Genomic DNA, 25,149 nt, shown 5'->3' on the forward strand with positions numbered 1-25,149 from the left:
CAGCACGCCCGCCTGCGCCATCGCCGCCACCGCCGGCGCGGGGTCGGGCGCGGCGAGCAGGCGCAGCATCTCGTGCCCGATCCGTTCGGCGGACACGCGCGCCAGACCGTTGGCCCCCGCGGCACAGGCCGCCAGCGCGTCCGCATCCACCCCGCCCGCCGGGTCGGCATACCAGGCGTGGAAGCGGAAGAACCGCAGGATGCGCAGATAATCCTCGGCGATGCGCGCGTCCGGGTCGCCGATGAAGCGCAGCCGCCCCGCGCGCAGGTCGGCAAGCCCGCCCACCGGGTCCAGCACCGCACCATCGGGCCGGGCATACAGCGCGTTCATGGTGAAGTCGCGCCGCGCCGCGTCATCCTCCAGCCGGTCGGAAAACCGCACCACCGCGTGCCGCCCGTCCGTGTCCACGTCGTGGCGGAAGGTGGTCACCTCGAACCCGCGCCGGTCCGCGACCACCGTGATCGTGCCATGGGCCGCGCCCGTGGGCACCGCTTTCAACCCCGCGGCTTCGGCGGCGGCCACGGTTGCGTCGGGATGCGCGTCGGTTGCGATGTCGATGTCGCTGACAGGCCGCGCCAGCAGCGTGTTGCGCACGCAGCCGCCCACGGCGTAGGCCGCATGCCCCGCCCCGGTCAGCGCCGCGAAGACCGCGCGCGTCGCCGGGTCCGCCAGCCAGTCGGCGTCCAGCCAGGCGACCGGGGCAAGGCTCACGGCGTCATCCGATCCGCAAGACCGCGCAGGATGCGCGCCGTGGCCCCCCAGATGTAATAGGGCCCCCACGGCACGGCATAGTACCGGCGCATCTGCCCGCGCCAGCGCCGCCCCTCGATCCGGTAGCGCGCGGGGTCGAGCACATGGTCCAGCGGCACGCGGAACACCTCGGCCACCTCGCCGGGCTCGGCGCGGGCCACGAAATCCCCGTCGATCCGCGCGAGCACCGGCACCACGCTAAAGCCCGTCACGGTTTCATGGGCGGGCAGGCGGCCCAGCACCCGCACCTGTTCTGCGGGCAGCGCGACCTCCTCATGCGCCTCGCGCAGGGCCGCTGCCTCGGGCCCTGTGTCGAACGGCTCCTGCTTGCCGCCGGGAAAGGCGATCTGGCCGGGATGGTGCACCAGCCGCGAGGACCGCTTGGTCAGCACCAGCGCGGGCGCATCGGGCGGGCCGATCACCCCCACCAGAACCGCCGCCGGGCGCAGGCTGCGCCCCGGCGTCAGGGCGATGCCGGGGTTCAGGTCGTAATCCGACGACGGGGCGCGCGACACGGCCAGCGCCGCGCGCAACCGCGCCGTCAGCGGGTCGTCCGGCGCGGCAAGGTCACGCGCGGCCATCGTCCCCGCCATCATCGCCCGAATCCTCGCCCGGATCGCGCGTGGCCTCGAACCCCAGCGTGGCGGGGTCGAATTCGTAATGCGCCCCGCAGAACTGGCAATCCGCCGTGACGATGCCGTCCTCGGTCGTCATGTGGGCGATATCCTTGGCCGAATAGATCGACAGGCTCTGGCGCACGCGATCCGCACTGCAGGTGCAGCCGAAATTGACCGGCTGGGGGTCGAAGACCCGCGGCGTTTCCTCGTGGAACAGGCGCACCAGCAGGTCGGTCGGCTGCACATGCGGGCCGATCAGTTCCATGTCGTCCACCGTGTCCAGAAGCATGTTCGCGCGGCTCCAGTCCTCCCCGCTGGTGTCGTCCAGCAGGTCGTCCGCATGCAGCAGCCCGCCTTCGCCCGACCCGCCCTCGGGCTGCGGGCGCACCGGCGCCTTCGGCATCATCTGCAGCATCACGCCGCCCGCGCGCCATTGCGCCGCGCGGCCCGGCACCCGCGCCTGTCCCCACGAGAGTGCGAATCGCGTCGGCAACTGTTCGGACTGCGCGAAATAGGTCTGCGCACAATCCGACAGCGACCCGCCCGCGATGGGCGTGATACCCTGGTAGGGCGTGGTGCCCTCCCCCTGGTCGAGCAGGATCGCGAAATAGCCCTTTCCGATCTGGTCGAAGGCCGGGCCGTCGGTCAGCTTGTCCGCGTCATAGCTCGCATAGGCGCGGATGCGCGCGGGCGCGCCATCCTCGGTCGGGCCGTAATAGTCGGTGGCGATCAGCCGCGCGCCGCCATCGCCGCGCACCTGCAGCGACAGCTTCCAGCGCAGCTTGATGGTCTGGCCGATCATCGCGGTCAGCAGGGCCATCTCGGCCACAAGCTCCTCGATCCGCGCGGGATAGTCGTGCTGCGACAGGATACGGTCGAGCACGCCGTCAAGGCGCGCCACCCGTCCGCGCACGTCGCTGCGGTCAAGCTGGAAAGGCAGGACGGTATCGTCCCAGGCGATCATAGATCCGATGGTCATGGGGTTTCCTTCGCCCGTTTGATTGGGGCATACCGCGCCCATATAGGCACGACAACCGCAGGACCAACCCATGCGCCGCTTCGGCCCCCCGCCCGAACCCGGCCGCCGCTACACCGCGCGGCCCGGCATCTACGCCATCCTGCTGCGCGAAGGGCGGGTGCTGCTGACACACCAGCAGACCCCATGGCCGGAATTCCAGCTGCCCGGCGGCGGGGTCGATCCGGGTGAACAGCCCGTCGCCGCCCTGCACCGCGAGGTGTTCGAGGAAACGGGATGGCGGATCGGTCCCGTGCGGCGGCTGTCGGTGCACCGGCGGTTCACCTACATGCCGGAATACGATCTCTGGGCCGACAAGATCTGCACGATCTGTGTCGCCCGCCCGTCCCTGCGCGTGGGGCCGCCCGCCGAACCGGGCCACAGCGCCCATTGGGTGCCCGCGGCGCTCGCGGCGGAGATGGTGGCCAGTCCGGGGGACGCAGCGGCATTGCGCGCCCTCATCGGCTGATCCGCGCGGCGGGCGCGGCCCGCGGGCAAGGCTTCAGGGCCGCGCCACGCAGGTCATCTCGGTCCCGTCCGGGTCGGGATCGCGATAGGTGGCGGTGTCGCCCCTGATCCAGATGAACCGCCCGAAACTGCCGTCATAGCGGCTGCCCGAAGCGGTCGGTGTCAGCACGCCCACATCGACCGAATCGCCCCGCTCGAACCGGACCGACGGCAGTGTCGTGTCGAAGAAGAAGGTCACGACCTCGTTCGCGGGGGTCCCGGCGCAACTCCACGCGGTCATCGCTACGGAGTCGCGCAGCATGTAGGTGGCGACCAGTTCGGCCTCGCGCCGCAGATACGCGGCCTCGACGCAGTCGCGCAGCCCGTCGCCGGCCTTCCAGCAGTCGTCGCGGCCCTTGATCCAGCCGCGCTGGAACGTCCGCAACGCCGCCTCGGTCTCTGCGGCGCCGACATCGAGCCCCCGCGCGACCTCCATCGCCGCGGCGAAGGTCTCGGCCATCGCCCGGTCGCGCATGGCCAGCGCGGCATCGGCGCAGACCAGTTCCTCCGCCGTGCTCGCGGCCCCGGTGCAATCGAAGGATGGCCCCTCCTGCGCCGCCACGGCCGTGGACAGCATCGCAAGATAGCCGGACAGGGCAAGGGCGTGGCGCATCGGCGGGACACTCGGCTGGGAACGACATGATATCATAGCGCGAATGCCGGTCGCTGTCTCAGCCATTCGGGCCGGCATATTCGAACAGCACCGCCGACAGGTCGTCGGGAAACCGCGCGCCGCCATGGAAGGCCGCAAGGTCCCAGACCAGCGTTTCCAGCAGCGCCGGGCCCCGCGTGTCGCGGCTGCGCACCAGCATCGCGGCCAGCCCGTCCTCGTCCAGTTGCGCCCCGTCCGGGCCGGGGCATTCCGTCAGCCCGTCCGAACACAAAAGCAGTCGGTCACCGGGCGCCAGCCGAAGCTCCACCCGCTCGTATTCCGCGTCCTCGATCAGCCCCACGGGAAGGCCACCCTCGCCCGCGAATTCCACCCGCCCGCTTGCCCGCTGCACCGCGGGATGGGGGTGGCCCGCCTGCGTTATCTGCACCCGCCCCGTCACCAGGTCGACCAGCGCGAAAGCCATGGTGAAATAATGATCCGTCTCGATCACGCGGGTCATCAGGTCGTTGAACCGCGCGACCACCTTTTCCGGCGGCAGCACGCGGTAATAATCCCCCGCCGTGTGGCTCAGCGCGATGTTGTGCTCGCGCGAGCAGGTGTTCAGGTGCCCCGCCAGCCGCGCGGTCAGCATGGCCGACGTGATCCCGTGCCCCGACACGTCGATCGCGTATAGCGCCACAAGCCGCTTGCTCGCCCGGAAGAAGCCGACCAGATCACCGCCCACATGGCCGCTCGACCGCATGAGCAGCGATACCTGCCCGGCCCCGAAATCGTGGAACCGTTCGCGCACCAGCGCGTCCTGCAGCTTGCGCGCCTCGCGCAGGTCGCTGTCCACCAGGTCGTACAGCCCCTGCAACTCGGCCAGCGTGTCCTGCACCAGCCGGTTCTTCGCGGTCAGTTCCGCCTGCATGTCGAGGATCCGCACCCCCGCTTTCAGCCGCGCGCGCAACTCGTCGCCATTCACCGGTTTCGTCAGGAAATCGTCCGCCCCGACCTCCAACCCCTGGGCGATCTCGGCCTGTTCGCTCTTCGACGTGAGCAGGATGAAATAGACGTAATCGCCGCCCTGCCGCGCCCGCACCGCGCGGCACAGATCCAGCCCGGTCATCCCCGGCATCATCCAGTCGCTCAGGACCAGCCGCAGACCGTGGGCTTCCATCAGGTCCAGCGCCGCCGCACCGCCATCGGCCTCGAACACCTCGAACCCGCCGCGCCGCAGGGTGGAGGCCAGCAGCATCCGCTGCGCCCGGCTGTCATCCACAACGAGGATGCGCGGCGGCCCGTCCCGTGCCGGGATGTCGGCGCTGGCGGTCTGGTCCGGGTCGGGCAGGCGGCGGATCGCTGTCATGGCATGTCTTTCCTCATGCGCCATGACTGCCACCACGCCGTTTAACGCAGCGTGAACGCTAAAATGCGGCCGAATTCCTGAACCGAACCTTAACTCGCGCCTGCTAGCCCGAGGTCAGCATCGCTGGAAATAGCGAAGGGGTGAGGTATGGACTGGAACAGGCTTGACGAACTGCGCACCGAAGTCGGTGCCGATGCGCTGGGCGAGGTGCTCGCGCTGTTTCTCGAGGAAACGGACGACATGGCCATGCGGCTTGCGGGCGGCGGCGACCCCGCGACGCTGGGCGACGACCTGCATTTCATGAAGGGTGCGGCCTTGAATCTCGGATTCGACGTGCTGGCCGATGCCTGCCGCGCGGCCGAAACGGCGCTGCGCGCCGATGGTCCCGCAGCCGTCGATGTCGCCGCGATCCTCGACAGCTACGCCGCCGCCAAGGCCGAACTGCACGCCCGCGAACCGGCCCTGCTGGGGGCGGCCTGATCCGTCAGATCAGCAGCTCGGCCAGCATCGGCGTGTGCGTGATGTCCTGATAGGCGAAGCCGCGCGCATCGAGCCGGGCAAAAAGATCCGTAAAATTCGCGGCATTCTCCGTCTCGATCCCGATCAGCACCGATCCGAAGTTGCGCGCCGATTTCTTCAGGTACTCGAAGCGCGCGATATCGTCGGCCGGTCCCAGCAGTTCCAGGAAATCGCGCAACGCGCCGGGGCGCTGGGGCAGGCGCAGGATGAAATACTTCTTCAGTCCCGAATAGCGCTGGGCGCGTTCCTTGACCTCGGGCAGCCGTTCGAAATCGAAATTTCCCCCCGAGGTGACGCAGACCACCGTCTTGCCGGCGATCTCGTCCGCGAGCGCAGGCAGCACGTCCACCGCCAGCGCGCCCGCGGGTTCCAGCACGATGCCCTCGATGTTCAGCATCTCGATCAGCGTGACGCAGATCCTGTCCTCGGGGGCGATCAGTACATGGGCCGGATCAGTGCCGCGCAAGGCGTCGAAGGTGCGCGCACCCACCCGCGCCACCGACGCGCCATCGACGAAATTGTCCACCCGCGGCAGCGTGATCGGCGCCCCTTCGGCCAGCGCCGCGGTCAGGCTCGCGCCGCCCTCGGGTTCCACCAGCCGCAGCGCCACGTCCGGCGCCACCTCCGACAGGTATCGCCGTGCGCCCGCCGACAGGCCCCCGCCGCCCACGGGCAGCACCACCATGTCCGGCATCCGCCCCAACTGGTCCAGCAACTCCACCGTGACCGAGGCCTGCCCCTCGATCACGTCCGGATCGTCGAAGGGTGCCAGGAAATGCGCGCCAAGCTCCGCGCAGTACGTCTGCGCCGCCGCCAGCGTCTCGTCGAAATAATCGCCCACCAGCCGCAGCTCGACCGCATCGCCGCCGAATGTCCGCGTCTTGTGGATCTTCTGCTGCGGCGTCGTCACCGGCATGAAGATCGTGCCGCGCACCCCGAAATGGCGGCAGGCATAGGCCACGCCCTGCGCGTGATTGCCCGCGCTTGCGCAGACGAACTGCCCCTGGTCCGGGTCGGCCGCGCGCACCTTGCGCATGGCGTTGAACGCGCCCCGGATCTTGTAGGACCGCACCGGCGACAGATCCTCGCGCTTTAGCCAGATATCCGCGCCGAACTTGTCGGACAGGAAATCGTTGCGTGCGCAGGGCGTGGGCGGGAAAACCGCCCGCATCCGCGCTGTCGCGGCAAGGGCGGCATCGGCGAAACTGGTCATGGCCCGGTTGTGCGGCAGGTGATGGAGCTTGGCAAGGCGCTTGTCGGGCTGGTCTTTCCGCGCGAACCTCGGGACCGAGACTTTGCGCGATACTGTGCTGACGCGCACAGTATGCTTGCCCACGATCTCCTATCGCTTGGATGTTGGCGCGTGTCTGCTGTCGCTCGTGTCAGGCTTGCCTTGTCGAGGCCGTCATGAAGCACTGGTCTGGGGAACGATGAAATGCCGAACACCAATAAACATGAGTGCGCCGCGGCGAAGGCCCGTGTAGCTTTCCATCATCCGAATGTTGACCTGCGGAGGTTGCCGAAATGATCCTCGGTTCGAGAAGTGCACAGACACCAAGTGAGAGCAGTCAGGAATCCCGCTCGAATCGCGGTGGCGGGGGTGACGACACCGAAGTCGCCGGTAAGCTTGCCGCGCTCGATGACGCGACGAATTACACGATCACCCATAGATGGCGCAAGGTCGGCAGCGTCGACGTCAAGGGCGCGCCGCATCACAGCCAGGTATTCCTGCAAAACGCGGGCGGTGACCTTATGTTCAGCTTCGGTCTGTTCGCCGACGAAGACGGCAAGGTCGTCCTGATCGAGCATTTCGAGCCGCTGGAACGCTATCACCTGAGTACGTCCTACAAGCCCAACCCGGTGCAGAAATCCGGTCTGGAGATCAAGCAGGCCTTTGCCGCAGCGAAGCAGAAATGCGGCCCCGACTACAAGCTGCTGCACAACAACTGTCAGAAATTCGCAAGGATTTTCATGCAGACCATCGGGTCAAAGCACCACCGGCATCTGTTTCATCCCTGACCGGAAAACCGCGGCGCGGCGATCCGCGTGTCGGAACGCCGGTCGATTTTCCGGACGGGTAACGACCCGCCGAACGACTGCGCGGCATCTGATCGGTGAGAAGCTGTCCCGCAGCCCTCAGCTTCCGTCTGTAAGGCGCGCCTCCAGCGTGGCCCGCACCTCCTGCGGCATGGGCGCGGCCTTGCGCAGGTGCGGGTCGAAGAACACCTCCACCACGTCGCAGGTCGCGTGCAGCGCGCCGGTGCTGGCATGCAGCATCCGCAGGTGGAACGCCGCACTCTTCGTGCCCACGCGCGATACCGCCCCGTCGATCACGATCAGGTCGCCCGCCACCAGTTCCTTGACGAACCCGGTGCTCGCCTGCGCGGTGACGCAATGCACCCCGTGGCGTTCCAGCATCCGGTCGTAGCCGATCCCCAGCGCCGCCCACAGGTGATAGCACGCGTCGTCGAAGAAGGGCGCGTAGTGGCGCACGTTCATGTGGCCGAAGTGGTCATGGTGCCACGGGTGGATCACGCCGCGCAGCAACTCGGTGCGTTTCGGTTCGGTCATGGCGGTCTCCTTTGCGACGGTTCGGAGTCATACGGGAGTCATATGAAATTCATATGCGAGTCATATCGCGTTTCGCGGCTTCCGGCCCCACCTTGCCCCGCCCGCCGAACCCGCGTAAACCGCCCCCCGATCCCGGCTGCGGAGTTGCCCCATGTCCCACCCTTCGAAAGTCGTGCTGGCCTATTCCGGCGGGCTCGACACCTCCATCATCCTCAAGTGGCTGCAGACCGAATACGGCTGCGAGGTCGTGACCTTCACCGCCGACCTGGGACAGGGCGAGGAACTGGACCCCGCCCGCAAGAAGGCTGAACTCCTTGGAATAAAACCGGAAAACATCTACATCGAAGACGTGCGCGAAGAATTCGTGCGCGATTTCGTCTTCCCGATGTTCCGCGCCAACGCGGTCTACGAAGGGCTGTACCTGCTGGGCACGTCCATCGCGCGCCCCCTGATTTCCAAGCGGTTGATCGAGATCGCGGCGGAAACCGGCGCCGATGCCGTGGCCCATGGCGCCACCGGCAAGGGCAACGACCAGGTCCGGTTCGAACTCAGTGCCTACGCCCTCAACCCCGACATCCGCGTGATCGCCCCATGGCGCGAATGGGACCTGACCAGCCGCACGAAACTTCTTGATTTCGCAGAGAAAAATCAGATCCCCGTGGCGTTGGACAAGCGCGGCGAGGCGCCGTTTTCCGTCGATGCGAACCTCTTGCACACCTCCTCCGAGGGCAAGGTGCTGGAGGACCCGGCACAGGACGCGCCCGATTATGTCTACCAGCGCACGGTGAACCCCGAGGACGCGCCGGATACCCCCGAATACCTTGAAATCACTTTCGAAAAGGGCGATGCGGTGGCGATCGACGGCACACCGATGTCGCCCGCGACGATCCTGACACGGCTCAACGAACTGGGCGGAAAGCATGGAATCGGGCGGCTCGATCTCGTCGAAGGCCGCTTCGTCGGCATGAAATCCCGCGGCATCTATGAAACCCCCGGCGGCACCCTGCTGCTGGAGGCCCACCGCGGCATCGAACAGATCACCCTCGACCGTGGTGCTGCGCATCTCAAGGACGACCTGATGCCGCGCTATGCCGAACTGATCTACAACGGCTTCTGGTTCTCGCCCGAGCGCGAGATGCTGCAGGCCGCGATCGACCACAGCCAGCAACATGTCACCGGCACCGTAAGGCTCAAGCTTTACAAGGGGCTGGCGCGTACCGTCGGGCGCTGGTCGGACCATTCGCTTTATAGCGAAAGCCACGTCACCTTCGAAGACGACGCCGGGGCCTACGACCAGAAGGACGCGGCGGGCTTCATCAAGCTCAATGCGCTGCGCCTGCGGCTCCTGGCCCTGCGCAACCGCCGTCTGGGCTGACACAAGATGGCCAAGCCCGCTCCGCGGGCCTGGCAGCGGATGCTGTCGGGCCGCAGGCTTGACCTGCTGGACCCGACCCCGGCGGATATCGAGGTGTCCGACATCGCCCACGGGCTCGCCTTCGTGGCGCGCTGGAACGGGCAGACCTTCGGCGACTATCCCTACTCCGTGGCCGAACATTCGCTGCTTGTTGAGGACATCTTCATCCGCATCGTCCCCAACGCGCCGCCGAAATGGCGGCTCGCGGCGCTGCTGCACGATGCCCCGGAATATGTCATCGGGGACATGATCTCGCCGGTGAAATCCGCCGTCGGTCCCGGCTACGGCGCGATGGAGGCGCGGCTGTCCGCGGCGATCCATCTGCGCTTCGGCCTGCCCGCGGTGCTGCCCGACACAGTCAAGCGCCAGATCAAGCGCGCCGACCGCGTGTCCGCTTGGCTCGAGGCCACGCGCATCGCCGGGTTTTCCGAAGCGGAGGCGGCGAAGTTCTTCCGTCCGCCGCCCCCGGACCTGATCCGGGGGCTCGACGTGCGCTTGCGCCCGCCAGTGGACACGCGCGCGGCCTTCGCCGACCGGGTCGCAGCGCTACTTGCGACGCTCTGACGGCGTGACCTGCGGCCGACCAAGCGCGACCGTGTGGCGCCGCAGTTCCCATTCCAGCGCAGCGCGGTCGCGCGGGTCCGGGCGGTGACGGTGGCTCGCAGCCGGCGGGGTGGACCGGGATTCGGTAAAAAGGCTTCTTGCAAACAAGGCTATCATGGTGGCGCACTCCTGCGTTCGGGTTGTGCACTCCACATAAGGCGATTGAACCGAATCCCGAAGTTGCGATAATTTCCAGACTGTAAGTCAGACTAACAGGTTACCCATGGACTGGCGTGAAATCCCTTCCCTGTCCGCCCTGCGTGCGTTCGAGGCCGTGGCGCGGCATGGTTCCTTTTCCGCCGCGGCGCGGGATCTGAACGTCACCCATGCCGCGGTGGCGCAGCATGTCCGGGCGCTCGAGTCCGAGTTCGGCACGGCGCTGGTGCAGCGGCAGGGGCAGGGGATGGGCCTGACCGAAGCCGGGTTGCGGCTGGCGGCGGGGCTTGGCGACGGGTTCGGCACGATCGCCGCCGCCGTGCGCGACCTGCGCGCCGACAGGGCGCTGAACCCGTTGCAGATCAGCGTCACGCCCAGTTTCGCCGAAGTCTGGCTGATGCCGCGCCTGGGCGAATTCTGGCGCCAGCACCCCGAGATCGAACTGGCGCTGCTGCCCTCGCCTGCGCTGGTGGACCTGCGCCGCGACGGCGTGGACCTGGCGATCCGCTACGGGCCGGGGGGGTGGCCGGGCACCTACGGCCATGGCCGGCTCGTGTCGCCCTTCGTGGTGATCGCGGCACCCGACTTTGCCGGTGGTGCACGAACCCTCGCGGATCTGGGGGACCTGGCGGCACAGCCCTGGGTGTTCGGGACCGCGTCGAACGAACAGATCGTCTGGGGCCGCTCGCTGGGGCTTGACACCGACCGGATGCGCGTCACGGAAATGCCGGGAACGAACCTCGTGCTGGCCGCGGTTCGGGCGGGGTACGGCCTGTCGGTGCAGTTGAAAAGCCTGGTGGAACGCGACCTGGCCGAGGGACGCATGGTCGCCTTGCACGAGGGCGAAAGCGGGCCGCTCGCCTATCACCTGCTGACGCCCGGGCCGCAGGTCAGCCCGCGGCTTCGGGTGTTTCTCGACTGGCTGACCCGGCAGGGCGGGGCCTGACGGCCTAGCGCGGGCTGCGCTTTGCGAGGATGCGCTGCAGCGTTCGGCGGTGCATGTTCAGGCGCCTTGCGGTTTCGGAAACGTTGCGGTCGCACAATTCGTAGACCCGCTGGATATGTTCCCAACGTACCCGGTCGGCGGACATCGGGTTGTCCGGAGGCGGCGGCAGGTCATCGCCCGTGGCCAGCAGCGCCGCGGTGATGTCGTTGGCATCGGCGGGCTTCGACAGGTAGTCGGTCGCGCCGATCTTGACCGCCGCCACTGCCGTGGCGATGGCCCCGTATCCGGTCAGCACCACGACCCTGGCCTCGGGCCGCTTTTCGCGCAGCACTTCGACCACGTCGAGCCCGTTGCCGTCCTCCAGCCGCAGATCGATCACGGCATAGGCGGGTGGGCGTGCCGTTGCGATGGCCTTGCCGGCGGCGACCGATCCGGCCATCTCCGGCGCGAAGCCGCGCTTCTCCATCGCTTTCGTTAGGCGGCGCAGGAAGGGTTCATCGTCATCCACGAGAAGCAGCGAGTTGTCCTCGCCAATCTCCATAAGCGGTTGTTCTGCCATGAACCTCGTCCTCTATCCCATTCCGGAAAGGATTAGCCGCAGCCCGCGGGCCCGTCAATTTCCATCATGGTCCTACATGTTCTGCGCGAAGCAGGCGACGGTGTCGGCCATCTGCTCGGGCGTGGTATCCCGGCGGAAAAACTCCACGAAGCCTGCCTCGGGCAACACCAGATAGGTCATCGTGGAGTGGTCGACCAGATAATAGGGATCGTCCAGATCGCCTGACACCTGGTAGAATGTCTTGTAAGCCTGACTTGCGGCGCGCACCTGTTCGGGGCTGCCGGTCAGGCCGATCATCTTGGGGTGCATGTTTGCAGCGAATTCGCCGACGATCTCGGGCGTGTCGCGGTTCGGGTCGATGGAGATGAAGACCGGTGTCACCGGCACGCCGCGGTCCGCGAGGATATCCACCGCCGCCACGTTGCGCGCGACATCGAGCGGACAGACATCGGGACAGAAGGTGTAGCCGAAATAGATCAGCGACGGTTCCGCGATGACATCGGCGTCGGTCACCGTCTCGCCCGCGGCGTTCACCAGTTCGAACGGTCCGCCGATATCGCCGCCCGCGACCTGGCTTTCGCGGCATTGCGCAAAGCGGTCGGCATCGCCGGGGCGCAGGGCGACCGATGCGGCGATCCCCCCCAGAACGAGCGCGCCGACACCGGCGAGGATCACGAGAAAGCGGGACATGGGCAGGGCCTTTCGTGCTGCTATCCGGTTGCGGCCAAGGCAAAACTCGGCAAGGTGCATCTAGAGGTAACGCACGGCACAATCAATCGCCAGCGACGGCGCGCCGCGGGCCGCGCAAGGGGGGCACAGCGCATGTCCGACACCGGCATGGCCATGTTCAAGACCGGGTCGCGCAGCCACTGGATCCGGCTGCGCACCCTGATCGTCCTGCGCTGGATCGCCATCGTCGGGCAGCTTCTCGCAATCACCGTGGCACAGGCGGTGTTCGGGCTGAACCTGCCGCTGGCCCTGTGTTATCTCGCGGTCGGCGCATCGGTCGTGTCGAACCTGATCGCGATCTATGCCTTTCCGGAAAACAAGCGCCTGACCGAGGCCGAAGTGGTGTCGATGCTCATGTTCGACATCGCGCAACTGTGTTTCCTGCTTTACCTGACGGGCGGGCTGAACAATCCGTTCGCGCTTCTGGTCATGGCGCCGGTGACGATCTCGGCGTCGGTGCTGCGGCTCAAGTCCACGCTGGTTCTGGGCGGGATCGCCTTCGTGCTGCTGTCGGTGGTGGGACTCGTGCATATCCCGCTGCGCACCCGCGAAGGGTTCATCATGCAGATGCCCCACGATTTCCTGTTCGGGTTCTGGGTGGCGATCGTCACGGGGCTGGCCTTCATCGCGGGCTACGCGCGGCGGGTCAGCATCGAGATCCACGCGATGTCGGATGCGCTGCTGGCGACCCAGATGGCGCTGGTGCGCGAACAGAAACTGACCGACCTTGGCGGCGTCGTCGCGGCGGCGGCGCATGAACTGGGCACGCCATTGGCGACGATCAAGCTGGTGAGTTCGGAACTGGCGGCGGAACTGGACGACCCGGACCAGCGCGAGGATGCGTGCCTGATCCGCGACCAGGCCGACCGCTGCCGCGACATCCTGCGGTCCATGGGCCGTGCAGGCAAGGACGACAAGCACATGCAGTTCGCCCCGCTCGATACCGTGATCCGCGAGGCCGCGGAGCCGCACAGCATGCGCGGCAAGGACATCCATTACAGCGTCGCGCCCGGTCGCGGCGGCGAGACCGAGCAGCCCATCGTGAAGCGCCAGCCCGAGGTGATCCACGGGCTGCGCAACCTTGTCCAGAACGGTGTCGATTTCGCCGAGTCGAACCTGTGGATCGACGCCCGCTGGACCCGTGACACGCTGAGCATCGCCATCGCCGATGACGGGCCCGGTTATCCGCCGCAGGTGATCGGGCGGCTGGGCGATCCGTTCCTGCGCCGCCGCCGCAGCGAGGAGGAGACGGCGAAGCGCCCCGGTTACGAAGGCATGGGTCTGGGATTGTTCATCGCCAAGACGCTTCTGGAACGGTCGGGTGCCGCGGTGTCGTTTTCCAACGGCGGCGACCCGTTCCTGACCGCAGACGAGCATCCCGCGCGATCAGGCGCGCTGGTCACGGTGACATGGCCCCGCGCCGCCATCTCGCCGGGAGCCGAAGGCCGGCCCGGTGCGCTGGGGGAAAACCAGCGCATCATGACGTGACGCAGGCGCAGCCTGAGGCTTCGCACACTGGACGTTCACCGGATCTTCACCCGCCTTAAGCAAGTGTTAATCCTGTTGCGCCATGGTTGCGTTTGGCGATACCCGATCAGTGGGGCGAGGTCTGCATGCTGGGTTTCGAGACGGTCATCGCGGTGGGACTTGCAAGCAGCCTCGTCACGGGGGTCTGCCTTGTTCTGCTGCCCCGTCTGCCGCGCTGGCGCCGCGACGACCCGGAACCCGCGGGCACCGCCCTGTCCCATCGGCGGGACGAGGATATCGTGTTCCTGTTCAGCGGCGGCGTGCTGGTCGATTCCACCCCGGCCGCACGCGGGCAGTTGTCGGCCGAACCGGCCCATGCCGATGATCTCGCCCGGTTCGTGATCGCCTATTGCCAGCGCTTCGAAGGTCTGTCGGAACGGCTGGAACGGTTCGAACCCGGCGACCGGTTCGAGATCGCCGAGGTTCCGGAAGATCCGGACAGCCTCCGGCTGGTGGCCGAGAACCTGGCGGGCCAGTTGCGCATCGCGATCACCGATCCCGCGCGCGACAGCCGGTCGGAAATGGTCGCCCATTACAGTCTGGCGGCCATGCGGGCGGAACTGTTCACCCTGCGGTCCATCGCTGAACGCTCGCCCATTCCCACGTGGAAGCGGCGCCATGACGGCACGATCATCTGGGCCAATTCGACCTACATGCGGCTTGCGGTGGAACTGGCGGGGGAGGACGCGCTGATCAGCTGGCCGCCGCCCGACCTGTTCGCCGGACTGATCGGAGACGCCGGACCGGACGCACCCCCGCCGCAACGGCGGGTGTCGCTCGTGCCCGACACGCCGCAGGCGCGCACGATGTGGTTCGACTTGATCGCGCTGCCCGGCGAGATCGAGACGTTGTATTTCGCGCTGCCCATCGACAATCTCGTGCGGGCCGAGAACGCGCTGACGGAATTCGTGCAGACGCTGACCAAGACCTTTGCCCATCTGCGCATCGGGCTGGCAATCTTCGACCAGAAGCGGCGGCTTGCGCTGTTCAACCCGGCGCTGGTGGACCTGACCGGCCTGCCCGCCGCGCAACTGAGCGCGCGCCCCACCCTGCACGCGTTTCTCGATGCGCTGCGCGATACCCAGAAGATCCCCGAACCGAAGGACTACAAGAGCTGGCGGATGCAGATCGCGCAGCTGGAAACCGGGGCCGCCGAAGGCACGTACGAAGATACGTGGCACCTGTCCAACGGGCAGACATTCCGGGTGAGCGGGCGGCCGCACCCCGACGGCGCGGTGGCCTACTTGTTCGAGGACATCTCGTCCGAGGTGTCGATGACCCGCTCCTTCCGGTCCGAGATCGAATTGAGCCAGTCTGTCGTGGATAGTCTTGACCTCGCCATCGCGGCCTTCGCGCCGAATGGCCAGTGCACGCTATCGAACCGCGCCTATGGACGGCTCTGGAGCCTCGATCCAGGCGAGGTGGAAGACATCGGCGCAGCCTGCGAACGCTGGCGCACCGCCTGCCAGCCCGGCACCGATTGGCAGGCGTTGCGCAATCGCGTCCTTGTGCCCGGCGAGCGGCTGCCCTGCACCCTGCCGGTGCATCTGCGCGACGGTCAGGTGCTGCGTTGCGATACGCGGCCGATCGCTGGCGGCGCCACGCTTGTGACCTTCGCCCGGCTGGACGCCGGCAGCGGTGCGGTGACGCAGTCGCCCATCGGCCTGCGGACGCCCGATAGCGGAGCCGTGCTTGCGCCCGCGGCGGATGTCACGGGCCTGCCAGCGCCGCCGCCGGGGCGCGCGGTCGGTCTTTAGCACGGCTGCGGTTCTCGCACTTGCGGCACAACCGCGTTAGCATGGCGGTACAGAGCCATTGCCCGAGGACCGCAGCCGCCATGCAGCACCACGTCAGGACCGCCTTTTCCTTCATGATGGGTCTGAAGAACCGGACCGACCGGGCCAACCTGTCGCTTGTGGCCGCGGGAGGTGCGTTCTTCGCGATGCTGTCGCTGTTTCCAGGTCTCGCGGCGGTCATTGCGCTTCTCGGCTTTCTCGCCTCCCCCGAGATCGTGGACGACCAGTTGCATCTCTTGCAGGACTTCATGCCCGGCGAAGCGTTTACTCTGATGCAGGACCAGATCCGGCGGCTGGTGCGCACCTCCAGTTCGACGCTTGGCTGGGCCACGGGGATTTCCACGCTGGCGGCGCTGTGGTCGGCGCGGCGCGGCACAGACGCCGTCATCCGCGCGGTCAATACGGTCTACGACGCCCCCATGCGCGGCGGGGTCCGGGCGATGGCCGTGGCGTTCCTGATCACGCTTGCGCTCACCTTCGTGGTGGTCGTGGCGATCCTGACCATGCTGGTGCTGCCCGTCACGCTCGCCTTTCTGCCACTCGGCCCTTACGCAGGTTTCGCGCTCCAGGTCACGCGATGGGCGCTTGCGCTCGTCGTGGTGTTGTCGGGGATCTGGGTGCTCTACCGTTTCGCCCCGAACACGAAGGGCGCGCGCGTCCGTTGGCTCAATACCGGGGCGATACTGGCCGTGCTGGTCTGGGGCGGCGCGTCCTGGGCGTTTTCCTACTTCCTTGCGAATTTCGGCAACTACAACCAGGTGTATGGGTCAATCGGGGCGGTGATCGCGCTCTTGATGTTTCTCTACATAACGATCTTCGTGGTGCTGCTCGGCGCCAGCGTGAACGCCGAGATTTTCGACAATGCACGGGCGCGGCGCGCGGCTGACGCCCCCGAGGCGGAAGAAGCGCCGGGTGCGCCCGCCGCGCCATCCGACCCGCCCCGCGCCGAGGACGACACGGCCGGGGCCGCGACCTGAGCCACGGCTGAAACCTTGCGTAAGATAACGTGACCCTCAGGCCCTTGCGCCCGTGACGGGGCCGCTTAAAAGGCGAATAACGACAAGGGGCAGGCGTCAGATGGCGGACCAGACAGCGGTGATCGTTCTTGCGGCGGGCAAGGGCAGCCGGATGCAATCGGACCGGCCCAAGGTGCTGCACGCCATCGGCGGCCTGCCGCTGCTGGGTCACGCGCTGCGGTCTGCCGCGGCACTGGACCCGGCGCGGGTTGTCGTCGTCGCAGGTCACGGCGCAGACGCGGTCGAGGCCGCACTTGCCGGGCTTGCCCCCGATGCAACGACCGTCCGTCAGGCGACCCAGCAGGGCACGGCCCATGCCGTGGCGCAGGCCGCCCCGGCGCTGGACGGGTTCATAGGCGATGGCGTGGTGCTCTACGGCGATACGCCGTTTATCTCCCCCGGTACGCTGGCAGCGATGGCCGACGCGCGCGCGGACGGTGCGGACGTGGTCGTTCTGGGCTTCGAGGCTGCGGACCCCGGCCGCTATGGCCGGCTGATCGTCGATGGCGACCGGCTGGCCCGCATCGTCGAGTTCAAGGACGCGACCGAGGCCGAGCGCGCGGTGACCCTGTGCAATTCGGGCGTGGTCATGGCGGATGCGGGGCTGCTGTTCGATCTCGTGGCGCATGTCGGCAACGACAACGCGGCGGGGGAATACTACCTGACCGATATCGTCGGGCTGGCCAACGGTCGCGGGTTGCGCTGCGCGACCGTCACCTGTCCCGAATGCGAGACGCTGGGCATCAACACCCGTGCCGAACTGGCCGCCGCGGAGGCCGTCTTCCAGGCCCGCCGCCGGGCCGAGGTGATGGCCGCGGGGGCGACGCTCGTCGCGCCTGAGACGGTGTTCCTGAGCGTCGATACCGTGCTGGGCCGCGACGTCGTGGTGGAGCCGAACGTGGTTTTCTGCCCCGGCGTGACGGTGGCCGATGGCGCGCAAATCCGGGCATTTTCGCATCTCGAAGGAGCTCATGTAGGCGCAGACGCAGTCGTCGGTCCCTATGCCCGGCTTCGGCCGGGAACCGTTCTGGGTGCCGGTGCGCGCGTCGGGAATTTCGTGGAAACCAAGAACGCCGATCTGGCTGCGGGGGTGAAGGTCAATCACCTGTCCTATGTGGGCGACGCCGCCATCGGGGCGGACAGCAATGTCGGTGCGGGGACGATCACCTGCAACTACGACGGTGTGCTGAAGCATCGCACGACCATAGGGTCGAACGCCTTCATCGGGTCGAACACGATGCTCGTGGCGCCGGTGACCGTGGGCGACCGGGCGATGACCGGGTCGGGATCGGTCATCACGTCGGACGTGCCTGATGGTGCGCTGGCGGTGGCGCGTGCGCGGCAGGTCAACAAGCCGGGGCTGGCCGTGCGGTTGCGCGACCGGCTTCTGGCGGTCAAGGCCGCGCGCGGCAAGTGATTTTCAGGGTGTTTTCGAAGGAGCGGGATTGATGTGCGGGATTGTGGGCGTTTTGGGCCAGCACGAGGTGGCGCCGGTGCTGGTCGAAGCCCTGCGTCGGCTCGAATACCGCGGCTATGACAGCGCGGGGATCGCCACGTTGCAGGATGGGCGGCTCGACCGTCGCCGCGCGACGGGCAAGCTGGTGATGCTCTCCGACCTTCTGGTGCACGACCCGCTGCCCGGCAAGATCGGGATCGGCCACACCCGCTGGGCCACCCATGGTGCGCCGTCGGTGAAGAACGCCCATCCCCACCAGGCCGGGCCGGTCGCGGTCGTGCATAACGGCATCATCGAGAATTTCCGCGACCTTCGGGCGGAGCTTGCCACCGACGGCTATGGCACCTGCACGGACACCGACACGGAAACGGTGGCGTTGCTTGCGCAACGATATCTCGCCGCCGGGCTGGAACCGGTGGATGCGGCACGGGCGACCATCGCGCGGCTCGACGGGGCGTTCGCGCTGTGTTTCCTGTTCGATGGGCACCCCGACCTGATGATCGCCGCGCGGCGCGGATCGCCGCTCGCCATCGGGCATGGCGAAGGCGAGATGTTCGTGGGATCCGATGCCATCGCGCTGGCCCCGCTGACCAACCGGCTGAGTTACCTCGAAGAAGGCGACATCGCCGTGCTGCGGCGCGACGGTGTGGCGATCACCGATGCGGCGGGCGCGCCTGTGGACCGGCCCATCCGCACGCTCGCCCCTGACACGAGCTTCGTGGACAAGGGCGGGCACAAGTACTTCATGGCCAAGGAAATCGCCGAGCAGCCGTCGGCCATTGCGGACACGCTGTCCGATTACCTGCGCCCCGGCGCGCCGGGCGTCACCGTGCCCGAAGGGCTGGATTTCGGGCCGGTCTCCCGGATCACGCTGGTTGCCTGCGGCACGGCCCACTACGCCTGCCTGACGGCAAAATACTGGTTCGAGCAGCTCGCCCGCTTGCCGGTGGAGGTCGATATCGCGTCCGAGTTCCGCTACCGCGAGCCGCCGCTGCCCGAAGGGTCGCTGGCGATCTTCGTCAGCCAGTCGGGGGAAACCGCCGATACGCTTGCTGCCCTGCGCCATGTCACCGCGCAGGGCGTGCCCACCGCGGCTGTCGTGAACGTGCCCGAAAGTTCCATCGCGCGGGAAAGCGGCGTGGTGTTGCCGACCCATGCCGGGGTGGAAATCGGCGTGGCCTCGACCAAGGCGTTCACCTGCCAGCTTGCCGTTCTGGCGGCGCTTGCGCTGCGCGCCGCGGCCGATCGCGGAACGTTGAGCGCAGAGGCGCTGGCCGAAGCGATCGAGAGCCTGCGCGCCGTTCCCGCCGCGGTGAACCAGGCGCTGGCACTGGGCGCCGATATCGCGGCGATGGCGCCCGAACTGGCCGAGGCACAGGATGTCATCTATCTCGGGCGCGGGTCCATGTTCCCGATGGCGCTCGAAGGGGCGCTGAAACTCAAGGAGATCAGCTATATTCACGCCGAAGGCTATGCCAGCGGCGAGCTGAAGCACGGTCCCATCGCGCTGATCGACGGCAATGTGCCGGTCGTCGTCTTCGCTCCGGTGGACCGGCTGTTCGACAAGACCGTGTCGAACATGCAGGAAGTCATGGCCCGTTCGGGTAAGGTGCTGCTGGTGACGGACGGAACCGGACTGGAGCGCGCGAGCGACGGGGTCTGGAAATGGCTGCGGATGCCGCGTGTCGATCCGGTCTTCGCGCCGATCGTCTATGCCGTGCCCGCGCAACTGCTTGCGTTTCACACGGCGGTCGCCAAGGGCACAGACGTGGACCAGCCGCGCAATCTTGCGAAATCCGTGACGGTGGAGTGACGCTGGAGCGGGTCGTCCGCCGGGGGGCGCCACGGATCTCAAGCGGGGGGCAGGGCGTTCCCGGTGCTTTCCGCGCAATTGCATGCGCGGGCGATCGGGCCGCGCGATGCGCCGCGCAATGTCGACACATGGCAGGCGGAATGCGGCCCGGAAAACGGGTTGCTGTGTGACAAACGCCACTACGCTGGCGCACCGGCCCGCCGCATTCAGGCCGGGGCCGGGGCCTGCGCGGCCGCCCAGGCCTTCAACGCCGCGGGTTCGGGCGATAGCTGGATCGCCATTCCATCGGCGAAGGCTTCGAACGCCGCACGGTTCAGTGCGTTGAGCCCGACGAGAACGGGTATGCCGCGAGCCACCGCCTCGGCGATCACGGGACGGAAGCCCCGCCCCTCGGCTTCGTGCTTGCCGAACTTGTTGACGATGAGGAAATCCGCGCCCGCGGCCAGCCCGCTCGCGGCCAGCCCGACCGCCGTCTCCAGCGCTGCGGGATCGAGGCGGCAGCCCCGCGACTGCCGCCCGAGATCCTGGCTGATGCGCAGGACCGGCCCATCGGGGAGTACCCGCACATCCATGTCGCACGGACCCGCATCGGCACGTTCGGTGTTGATCTGCACCGTTCCGCAACAGCGCAGGCCCCGGTTGGCAAGGTCCGCCGCGAGTCCAGTCAGAAGCAGGTCGGTGTCGCCGCGCCCCGGCGCCATCGTGTAGGCAAGTATCATGACCGGGCTCCTCAGGATTGGGTGAACGGCAGGAATTCGACAAGCGCTCGTGCGGGAAGATGCCCGGTATCGGCGGGCAGGAAGATCAGGCCGTCGGCGTGCGGAAGGTGGCTGACACGGTCGGAAAGGATGGCGCCGTCGCAGCGGACGATATCGCGCCCGTGGCCGTCGAACCCGGTCAGCATGGCCGGGCGCAATTCGCAACGTCCCGTCTTCCGGCGGATGGCGGCCGCGGTGACCACGTGGCGGCGGGCGGGCGCGGCGCCCGTTTCGCCCGACAGCGCGCGCAACAGGACCGTGCCGAAGACCTGCCACGTCACGAAAGCCGACAGCGGATTGCCCGGCAGACCAAGCCAGAACGCGGTTCCGATGCGTCCGAAGGACACCGGCTTGCCCGGTTTGATCGCCACGCCGCTGAACAGGATTTCTCCACCCGACGCGGACACAGCCGGCTTTACATGGTCCTCTTCGCCGACGGAGATGCCGCCCGTGGTCACGACAAGATCGGCGCGGACGGCGAGAGCGCGCAACTGTTGGGCAAGTTCCTCCCGGTTGTCGGCGCCATGGGCGGCTTCGACGATGACCGCACCCTCGGCCCCTAGCGCGGCGGCCAGCATGGGCGTGTTCACGTCCCGGATCTGCGCGGCCCCCAGTGTGCCGCCGGGCTGGCGCAGCTCGTCGCCGGTCACCAGAAGCGCCACGCGAGGACGGTCGCGGACCCGGACCAACCCAGCACCGGCGGCCGCGCAGGCGGCGGTGGCCCGCGGCCCAAGCCGGTGGCCGCTGCCCATTACGGTCGCGTCCGCGTCCATGTCGCTGCCCGCAAGCCGGATGTTCAGCCCCGCCGCGGGGCGGCTGTCGAGACGCATGGTTTCGCCGTTCCGTTCCACGTCCTCTTGCTTCACGACGGCATCCGCTCCGGGGGGAACAGGCGCGCCGGTGAAAATGCGGGCGGCCACGGCACCGGAAAGCGGCACGGTCGCGCCCTGTCCTGCCTGCACGCGTGCCACCACGGGCAGCTCCCATGGCCCGACGCCGGTGAGCGCATCGGTGATGACCGCGTAGCCGTCCATCGCGGCGCTGTCAAAGCCGGGCACGGGGGCGACGGACCGGACGGGCCGGGCAAGGATGCGCCCGTACGCACGGTCGAGCGGGACCGCTTCGATCCGGCCCGCCGGGGTCGCATGGGCCGCGATGCACGACAGCGCCGCATCCATGCCGATGAGCCTGCCGGACAGATCCCGGTCGTCGCAGCCGCATCCGGGCGTTTCGATCGCTCCCAGGGCCGTCATCGTGCGGCCTCCCGTCGCCGTGTGCCTGTCTGGAAATGGCCGGGTCCGATGCTGCAATCGAGATCGCGCAGACGCCCGTCCGTCAGCCCATAGATCAATCCGTGCACGCGGACGTCCGCCCCGCGCCGCCATGCCCTTTGCAGGATCGGCGTTTCGCAGACGCGCCGCACGCCTTCGGTGACGTTCAGTTCGGCCAGCCGGTCGCGGCGGCCTTCCAGGTCCGGTTCTCGGCCCAGATCGACCGCGAAACTGCGGGCAAGTCGGCGGATCGGTTCCAGCCAGTGATCGGCCAGCCCATGCGGCAGGTCCTCGGTCGCGGCTTTCACACCGCCGCAGCCGTAATGTCCGCAGACGATGACTTCGCGCACGTGCAGGGCGTCGACCGCGAATTCGAGCGCGGCGAGCAGGTTCATGTCGGACGAATGGACGATGTTGGCGACGTTGCGATGCACGAAGACCTCGCCGGGGTCGAGACCCGCGACCACGTTCGCGGGAACCCGGCTGTCGGAACAGCCGATCCAGAAGAATTCCGGTGCCTGAAGCGCGGCCAGCCGCGTGAAGTAGTCCGGTTCCCGTGCTTGGCGGGTTTCCGCCCAGTCCCGGTTGCGGGCCAGAAGATCAGTCAGCATCGAATGTCTCCGTGACAGGGGACAACCCGCGCCGCGACTGCATGTTCCGGGACCGAAACCGCAGGTCCATCCGGGCGCGGCGGGCACGGGCGAGCGGCGGCAGGATCGGGTTTGCGGCCCATTTGTCCATGATCACGCAGCTCCGGCGTTCGCACAGGCGATGCGCGCCGAAGAAGTCCAGCATTGCGGTGTGCCGCCCCGGATGGGTCGGGGCAACGGCGCCGCCGCTTTCTGCGCAATCTCGCTGTTCCATCGCACGCGCTTTCGTGAGGGTCAGATGGGTGCAAGGCTTGCGCCCCGGATCTCTGCCCCTTCGGCCAGTGTTTCGATGAATTCCCGTGACGCCCGCGCCCAGGCGGCCTTTTCCAGCGCCTGCGCGATCTTCGGGCGCACGGTGTCATAGGGTAGGACCTGTCCCGGTGCCGTCGCGTTCAGCCGGATGATGTGCCAGCCGTGCCGGGAAAGGACCGGTTCGGCGGTCATCCCTTCCTCGGCCAGCGTGCGCAGCGCGATCTCGAATTCGGGCACGGTATCGCCGGGGCCAAGCTGCCCCAGATGCCCGCCGGATGCCTTGGAGCCGCAATCGCTGTCGCGGGCGGCTTGCGCGAAGGACTTCGCATCGCCATCGAGCCGCGCGAGGATCGCTTGCGCGCGGGCTTCGGCCATGTCGCGGGCCGCGTCGTCGCGCGGGTCGCAGGCACACAGGATGTGCGACACGTCCCACAGGGGCGCCGACTGGAACCGGTCCGGGCCGCGCGCCCATTCGGCGCGCACCGCGTCCTCGGTCACCGGCGCGATGGTCAGCGCCGCATCGAGAAGGGCGCGGATCATCGCCTCCTCCTCGGTTTCGGTCCGGCCCGGTGCCAGTTCCTCGGGCTCCGGTTCAAGTCCGCGCCGCCGCGATTCCTGCAGCAGCAGTGCGCGGATCGCCAGTGCCTGCGCCGCCTTGCGCCACGCGATGCCCGGCTTGTCCTTCGGTCCGGTGTGGTTCTGGGCCTCGGCGGCGACGGCCGCCGAGGGGATGGTTTCGCCGTTCACGAAGACATCGGGGAAAAGCGCTGCGTTCATCGCGTTCACTCCGCCGCGGTGGGGGCCGCGGGCCGGCGCGTCTTGCCCTCGATCTTGTCGAAGGCGCGGCGGCGTTCCTCCAACGGGCGGCGGCGGCGCGACCGCACGACCTGATAACCGGGGCGCAGGGTGACGTAGCGGATCGGCACCGACAGCATGTGCACGAGGCGGGTGAACGGGAACGCGGCCACGATCACCATGCCCAGAAGGATATGAACCTTGTAGAGCCAGTGCACGTTGATGACCTGAAGCCACGCGTTGATCTGAAGCGTCATCACGCTTTGCGACCATGTCATGAAGCGCACCATTTCGGACCCGTCCATGTGTTCCAGCGTCAGGATGATCGTGCCCAGCCCGACGACGATCTGCAGCCAGAGTGCCACGAGGATCGCGATGTCGGCGAAACTGGAATTGACCCGGATGCGCGCATCGAACAGCCGCCGGTGCAGCAGCATGGACGCCCCCACGAATGCGACGATCCCGGCTGTGCCGCCCAGAAGCACGGCGATCCACTGTTTGAGGCCGTAGGGGATGCCAAGAACGTCGAGCACCCAGACGGGGGTGAAAAGTCCGATGAGGTGGCCGAAGAACAGCACGATGATGCCCCCGTGGAACAGCACCGACCCCCACATCAGCTGCTTGCGGCGCAGAAGTTGGCTGGACGAGGTCTTCCACGTGAACGGGTCGCGTTCATAGCGCGCGATGGTGCCGATCAGTGCCACGGCGAGCACGGCATAGGGAAGGATGCCGAAGATCAGGAAGTTGATGTCGAAATCGGGCAGCATGTCAGGCACTCCGGTTCAGGGGTGTTGCGGGCGCGTCCATATTGGCAAGCATGTCACGGACCTGGGGGCAGCCCGCTGCGGGGTCGGGGCCGAAGGTGACCTCGGTTTCTTCCCAGACCGCGTCGAGCGCTTCGAGATCGGTGGGATCGTCATCGGGCACAGCCAGCATCTCGGCCAGCGCTTGCGGCTCCGCCGACGCCCCGGCTAGTTGCGCCAGCGCGGCGAAGACGGCGGCATAGCCGCTGCCGCGCCGCACCAGCCGCGCATCGATCGCCGTCAGGATATGCGCGGCGTCGGCAAGGATATCCTGCGCCTCGGCCCATGGACGCGTGGACAGGAACTCCAGCAGCACCGGCAGATGATCGGGGAGTTCCGTGGTGGCGGGCTCGACCCCGCCCGCCCGGTAGGTTTCGATCAGGCTGACCATCGCCCCGCCGCGGTCCCGGCTTTCGCCGTGGACATGTTCGAACAGGTTCAGCGACAGCGTGCGCGAGCGGTCGAACAACATGACGTAGCTTTCCTGTAAGTCATAGAGATCGCCCATGCCCAGCCGCCCTGTCAGGGTTTGCAACGCGAGTTGCGTGTCGGGGTTGATCCGCCGATCGGCGTGGAACACCGCCCCGATATCGGGCATCGCCCGTTGCAGTTCCGCCGTCGGATAGCTCAGCGTCAGCGACAGCGCCTTGAGTGTGCGCTCCATC

Annotated in this window: 26 protein-coding genes; 11 read left to right on the forward strand and 15 right to left on the reverse strand. The window is 67.7% G+C overall.

Annotated elements, in window-relative coordinates; all coding sequences use genetic code 11:
- The 3 genes from DDE13_RS00770 to hslO form a co-directional block, all read right to left on the reverse strand.
- A partial coding sequence (locus tag DDE13_RS00770; protein WP_235868529.1) for a CCA tRNA nucleotidyltransferase occupies positions 1–711 on the reverse strand: 711 nt, incomplete at its 3' end.
- The gene (locus DDE13_RS00775; protein WP_394340275.1) at positions 708–1,343 is read right to left on the reverse strand and encodes a CoA pyrophosphatase; all 636 of its coding nucleotides are present in this window, start codon (positions 1,341–1,343) and stop codon (positions 708–710) included. The genes DDE13_RS00770 and DDE13_RS00775, both read right to left, overlap by 4 nt.
- On the reverse strand, positions 1,318–2,346 hold the full coding sequence (hslO, locus tag DDE13_RS00780) for an Hsp33 family molecular chaperone HslO (RefSeq protein ID WP_111400842.1): 1,029 nt from the start codon (positions 2,344–2,346) through the stop codon (positions 1,318–1,320). The genes DDE13_RS00775 and hslO overlap by 26 nt, the downstream gene beginning before the upstream one ends.
- Positions 2,347–2,416: 70 nt before the next feature.
- On the opposite strand from hslO, the gene DDE13_RS00785 reads away from it, so the two are divergent.
- Complete coding sequence (locus DDE13_RS00785) at positions 2,417–2,851, forward strand: NUDIX domain-containing protein (RefSeq protein WP_111400843.1); 435 nt, start codon at positions 2,417–2,419, stop codon at positions 2,849–2,851.
- Positions 2,852–2,884: 33 nt separating this feature from the next.
- On the opposite strand, the gene DDE13_RS00790 is transcribed toward DDE13_RS00785, so the two are convergent.
- On the reverse strand, positions 2,885–3,502 hold the full coding sequence (locus tag DDE13_RS00790; RefSeq protein ID WP_111400844.1) for a lysozyme inhibitor LprI family protein: 618 nt from the start codon (positions 3,500–3,502) through the stop codon (positions 2,885–2,887).
- A 58-nt stretch (positions 3,503–3,560) separates the two neighbouring features.
- Positions 3,561–4,850: a PP2C family protein-serine/threonine phosphatase gene (locus DDE13_RS00795; RefSeq protein WP_111400845.1), complete on the reverse strand. Its 1,290-nt coding sequence runs from the start codon at positions 4,848–4,850 to the stop codon at positions 3,561–3,563.
- Positions 4,851–4,997: 147 nt separating this feature from the next.
- Between DDE13_RS00795 and DDE13_RS00800 the strand changes: the two genes are divergently transcribed.
- Positions 4,998–5,330, forward strand: coding sequence for an Hpt domain-containing protein (locus DDE13_RS00800; protein ID WP_111400846.1), 333 nt, complete (start codon positions 4,998–5,000; stop codon positions 5,328–5,330).
- Positions 5,331–5,334: 4 nt separating this feature from the next.
- On the opposite strand, the gene ilvA is transcribed toward DDE13_RS00800, so the two are convergent.
- Entirely contained in the window at positions 5,335–6,582 is a 1,248-nt protein-coding gene (ilvA, locus tag DDE13_RS00805) for a threonine ammonia-lyase IlvA (protein ID WP_111400954.1), read from the reverse strand.
- A gap of 311 nt (positions 6,583–6,893) precedes the next feature.
- Between ilvA and DDE13_RS00810 the strand changes: the two genes are divergently transcribed.
- Entirely contained in the window at positions 6,894–7,388 is a 495-nt protein-coding gene (locus DDE13_RS00810; RefSeq protein WP_111400847.1) for a hypothetical protein, read from the forward strand.
- A gap of 117 nt (positions 7,389–7,505) precedes the next feature.
- On the opposite strand, the gene DDE13_RS00815 is transcribed toward DDE13_RS00810, so the two are convergent.
- Entirely contained in the window at positions 7,506–7,940 is a 435-nt protein-coding gene (locus tag DDE13_RS00815) for an acyl-CoA thioesterase (RefSeq protein WP_111400848.1), read from the reverse strand.
- A gap of 151 nt (positions 7,941–8,091) precedes the next feature.
- Between DDE13_RS00815 and DDE13_RS00820 the strand changes: the two genes are divergently transcribed.
- The 3 genes from DDE13_RS00820 to DDE13_RS00830 all read left to right on the forward strand — a co-directional run bounded on the left by DDE13_RS00820 (position 8,092) and on the right by DDE13_RS00830 (position 11,059).
- On the forward strand, positions 8,092–9,315 hold the full coding sequence (locus DDE13_RS00820) for an argininosuccinate synthase (RefSeq protein WP_111400849.1): 1,224 nt from the start codon (positions 8,092–8,094) through the stop codon (positions 9,313–9,315).
- Between the two features lie 6 nt (positions 9,316–9,321).
- Entirely contained in the window at positions 9,322–9,918 is a 597-nt protein-coding gene (locus DDE13_RS00825) for an HD family hydrolase (RefSeq protein WP_111400850.1), read from the forward strand.
- 262 nt (positions 9,919–10,180) lie between these two features.
- Positions 10,181–11,059, forward strand: coding sequence for a LysR family transcriptional regulator (locus DDE13_RS00830; RefSeq protein ID WP_111400851.1), 879 nt, complete (start codon positions 10,181–10,183; stop codon positions 11,057–11,059).
- A 4-nt stretch (positions 11,060–11,063) separates the two neighbouring features.
- Here the strand turns inward: DDE13_RS00830 and DDE13_RS00835 are convergent, their stop codons facing one another.
- Positions 11,064–11,618 carry an ActR/PrrA/RegA family redox response regulator transcription factor gene (locus DDE13_RS00835; RefSeq protein ID WP_111400852.1) on the reverse strand — a complete coding sequence of 185 codons (555 nt, stop codon included), beginning with the start codon at positions 11,616–11,618 and terminating at the stop codon, positions 11,064–11,066.
- Between the two features lie 72 nt (positions 11,619–11,690).
- The gene (locus tag DDE13_RS00840; protein ID WP_111400853.1) at positions 11,691–12,308 is read right to left on the reverse strand and encodes an SCO family protein; all 618 of its coding nucleotides are present in this window, start codon (positions 12,306–12,308) and stop codon (positions 11,691–11,693) included.
- A gap of 132 nt (positions 12,309–12,440) precedes the next feature.
- Here DDE13_RS00840 and regB point away from each other — a divergent pair, with 132 nt between their 5' ends.
- The 5 genes from regB to glmS all read left to right on the forward strand — a co-directional run bounded on the left by regB (position 12,441) and on the right by glmS (position 19,955).
- Positions 12,441–13,835 carry a sensor histidine kinase RegB gene (gene regB, locus DDE13_RS00845; RefSeq protein WP_111400854.1) on the forward strand — a complete coding sequence of 465 codons (1,395 nt, stop codon included), beginning with the start codon at positions 12,441–12,443 and terminating at the stop codon, positions 13,833–13,835.
- Between the two features lie 125 nt (positions 13,836–13,960).
- On the forward strand, positions 13,961–15,631 hold the full coding sequence (locus tag DDE13_RS00850) for a PAS-domain containing protein (protein ID WP_111400855.1): 1,671 nt from the start codon (positions 13,961–13,963) through the stop codon (positions 15,629–15,631).
- Positions 15,632–15,711: 80 nt separating this feature from the next.
- Positions 15,712–16,647 (forward strand): YihY/virulence factor BrkB family protein, encoded by a 936-nt coding sequence (locus DDE13_RS00855; RefSeq protein WP_162630812.1) that lies wholly within the window; start codon positions 15,712–15,714, stop codon positions 16,645–16,647.
- 100 nt (positions 16,648–16,747) lie between these two features.
- A complete protein-coding gene (gene glmU / locus DDE13_RS00860) occupies positions 16,748–18,103 on the forward strand; it encodes a bifunctional UDP-N-acetylglucosamine diphosphorylase/glucosamine-1-phosphate N-acetyltransferase GlmU (RefSeq protein WP_111400857.1) in 1,356 nt (451 codons plus the stop codon).
- Positions 18,104–18,134: 31 nt separating this feature from the next.
- On the forward strand, positions 18,135–19,955 hold the full coding sequence (glmS, locus tag DDE13_RS00865) for a glutamine--fructose-6-phosphate transaminase (isomerizing) (RefSeq protein WP_111400858.1): 1,821 nt from the start codon (positions 18,135–18,137) through the stop codon (positions 19,953–19,955).
- A 206-nt stretch (positions 19,956–20,161) separates the two neighbouring features.
- On the opposite strand, the gene DDE13_RS00870 is transcribed toward glmS, so the two are convergent.
- The 6 genes from DDE13_RS00870 to narJ all read right to left on the reverse strand — a co-directional run bounded on the left by DDE13_RS00870 (position 20,162) and on the right by narJ (position 25,148).
- Positions 20,162–20,674, reverse strand: coding sequence for a DUF2478 domain-containing protein (locus DDE13_RS00870; RefSeq protein ID WP_111400859.1), 513 nt, complete (start codon positions 20,672–20,674; stop codon positions 20,162–20,164).
- An 11-nt stretch (positions 20,675–20,685) separates the two neighbouring features.
- Complete coding sequence (locus DDE13_RS00875; protein ID WP_111400860.1) at positions 20,686–21,966, reverse strand: molybdopterin molybdotransferase MoeA; 1,281 nt, start codon at positions 21,964–21,966, stop codon at positions 20,686–20,688.
- Complete coding sequence (locus DDE13_RS00880; protein WP_111400861.1) at positions 21,963–22,595, reverse strand: carbonic anhydrase; 633 nt, start codon at positions 22,593–22,595, stop codon at positions 21,963–21,965. The genes DDE13_RS00875 and DDE13_RS00880 overlap by 4 nt, the downstream gene beginning before the upstream one ends.
- A gap of 273 nt (positions 22,596–22,868) precedes the next feature.
- A complete protein-coding gene (locus DDE13_RS00890; RefSeq protein ID WP_111400863.1) occupies positions 22,869–23,663 on the reverse strand; it encodes a peptidylprolyl isomerase in 795 nt (264 codons plus the stop codon).
- A 5-nt stretch (positions 23,664–23,668) separates the two neighbouring features.
- A complete protein-coding gene (narI, locus tag DDE13_RS00895) occupies positions 23,669–24,448 on the reverse strand; it encodes a respiratory nitrate reductase subunit gamma (RefSeq protein WP_111400864.1) in 780 nt (259 codons plus the stop codon).
- Between the two features lies 1 nt (position 24,449).
- Positions 24,450–25,148: a nitrate reductase molybdenum cofactor assembly chaperone gene (gene narJ, locus DDE13_RS00900; protein ID WP_111400955.1), complete on the reverse strand. Its 699-nt coding sequence runs from the start codon at positions 25,146–25,148 to the stop codon at positions 24,450–24,452.
- Between the last annotated feature and the right edge of the window lies 1 nt (position 25,149).

Source organism: Meridianimarinicoccus zhengii (genome assembly GCF_003254465.1).
GTDB classification, from domain to species: domain Bacteria; phylum Pseudomonadota; class Alphaproteobacteria; order Rhodobacterales; family Rhodobacteraceae; genus Meridianimarinicoccus; species Meridianimarinicoccus zhengii.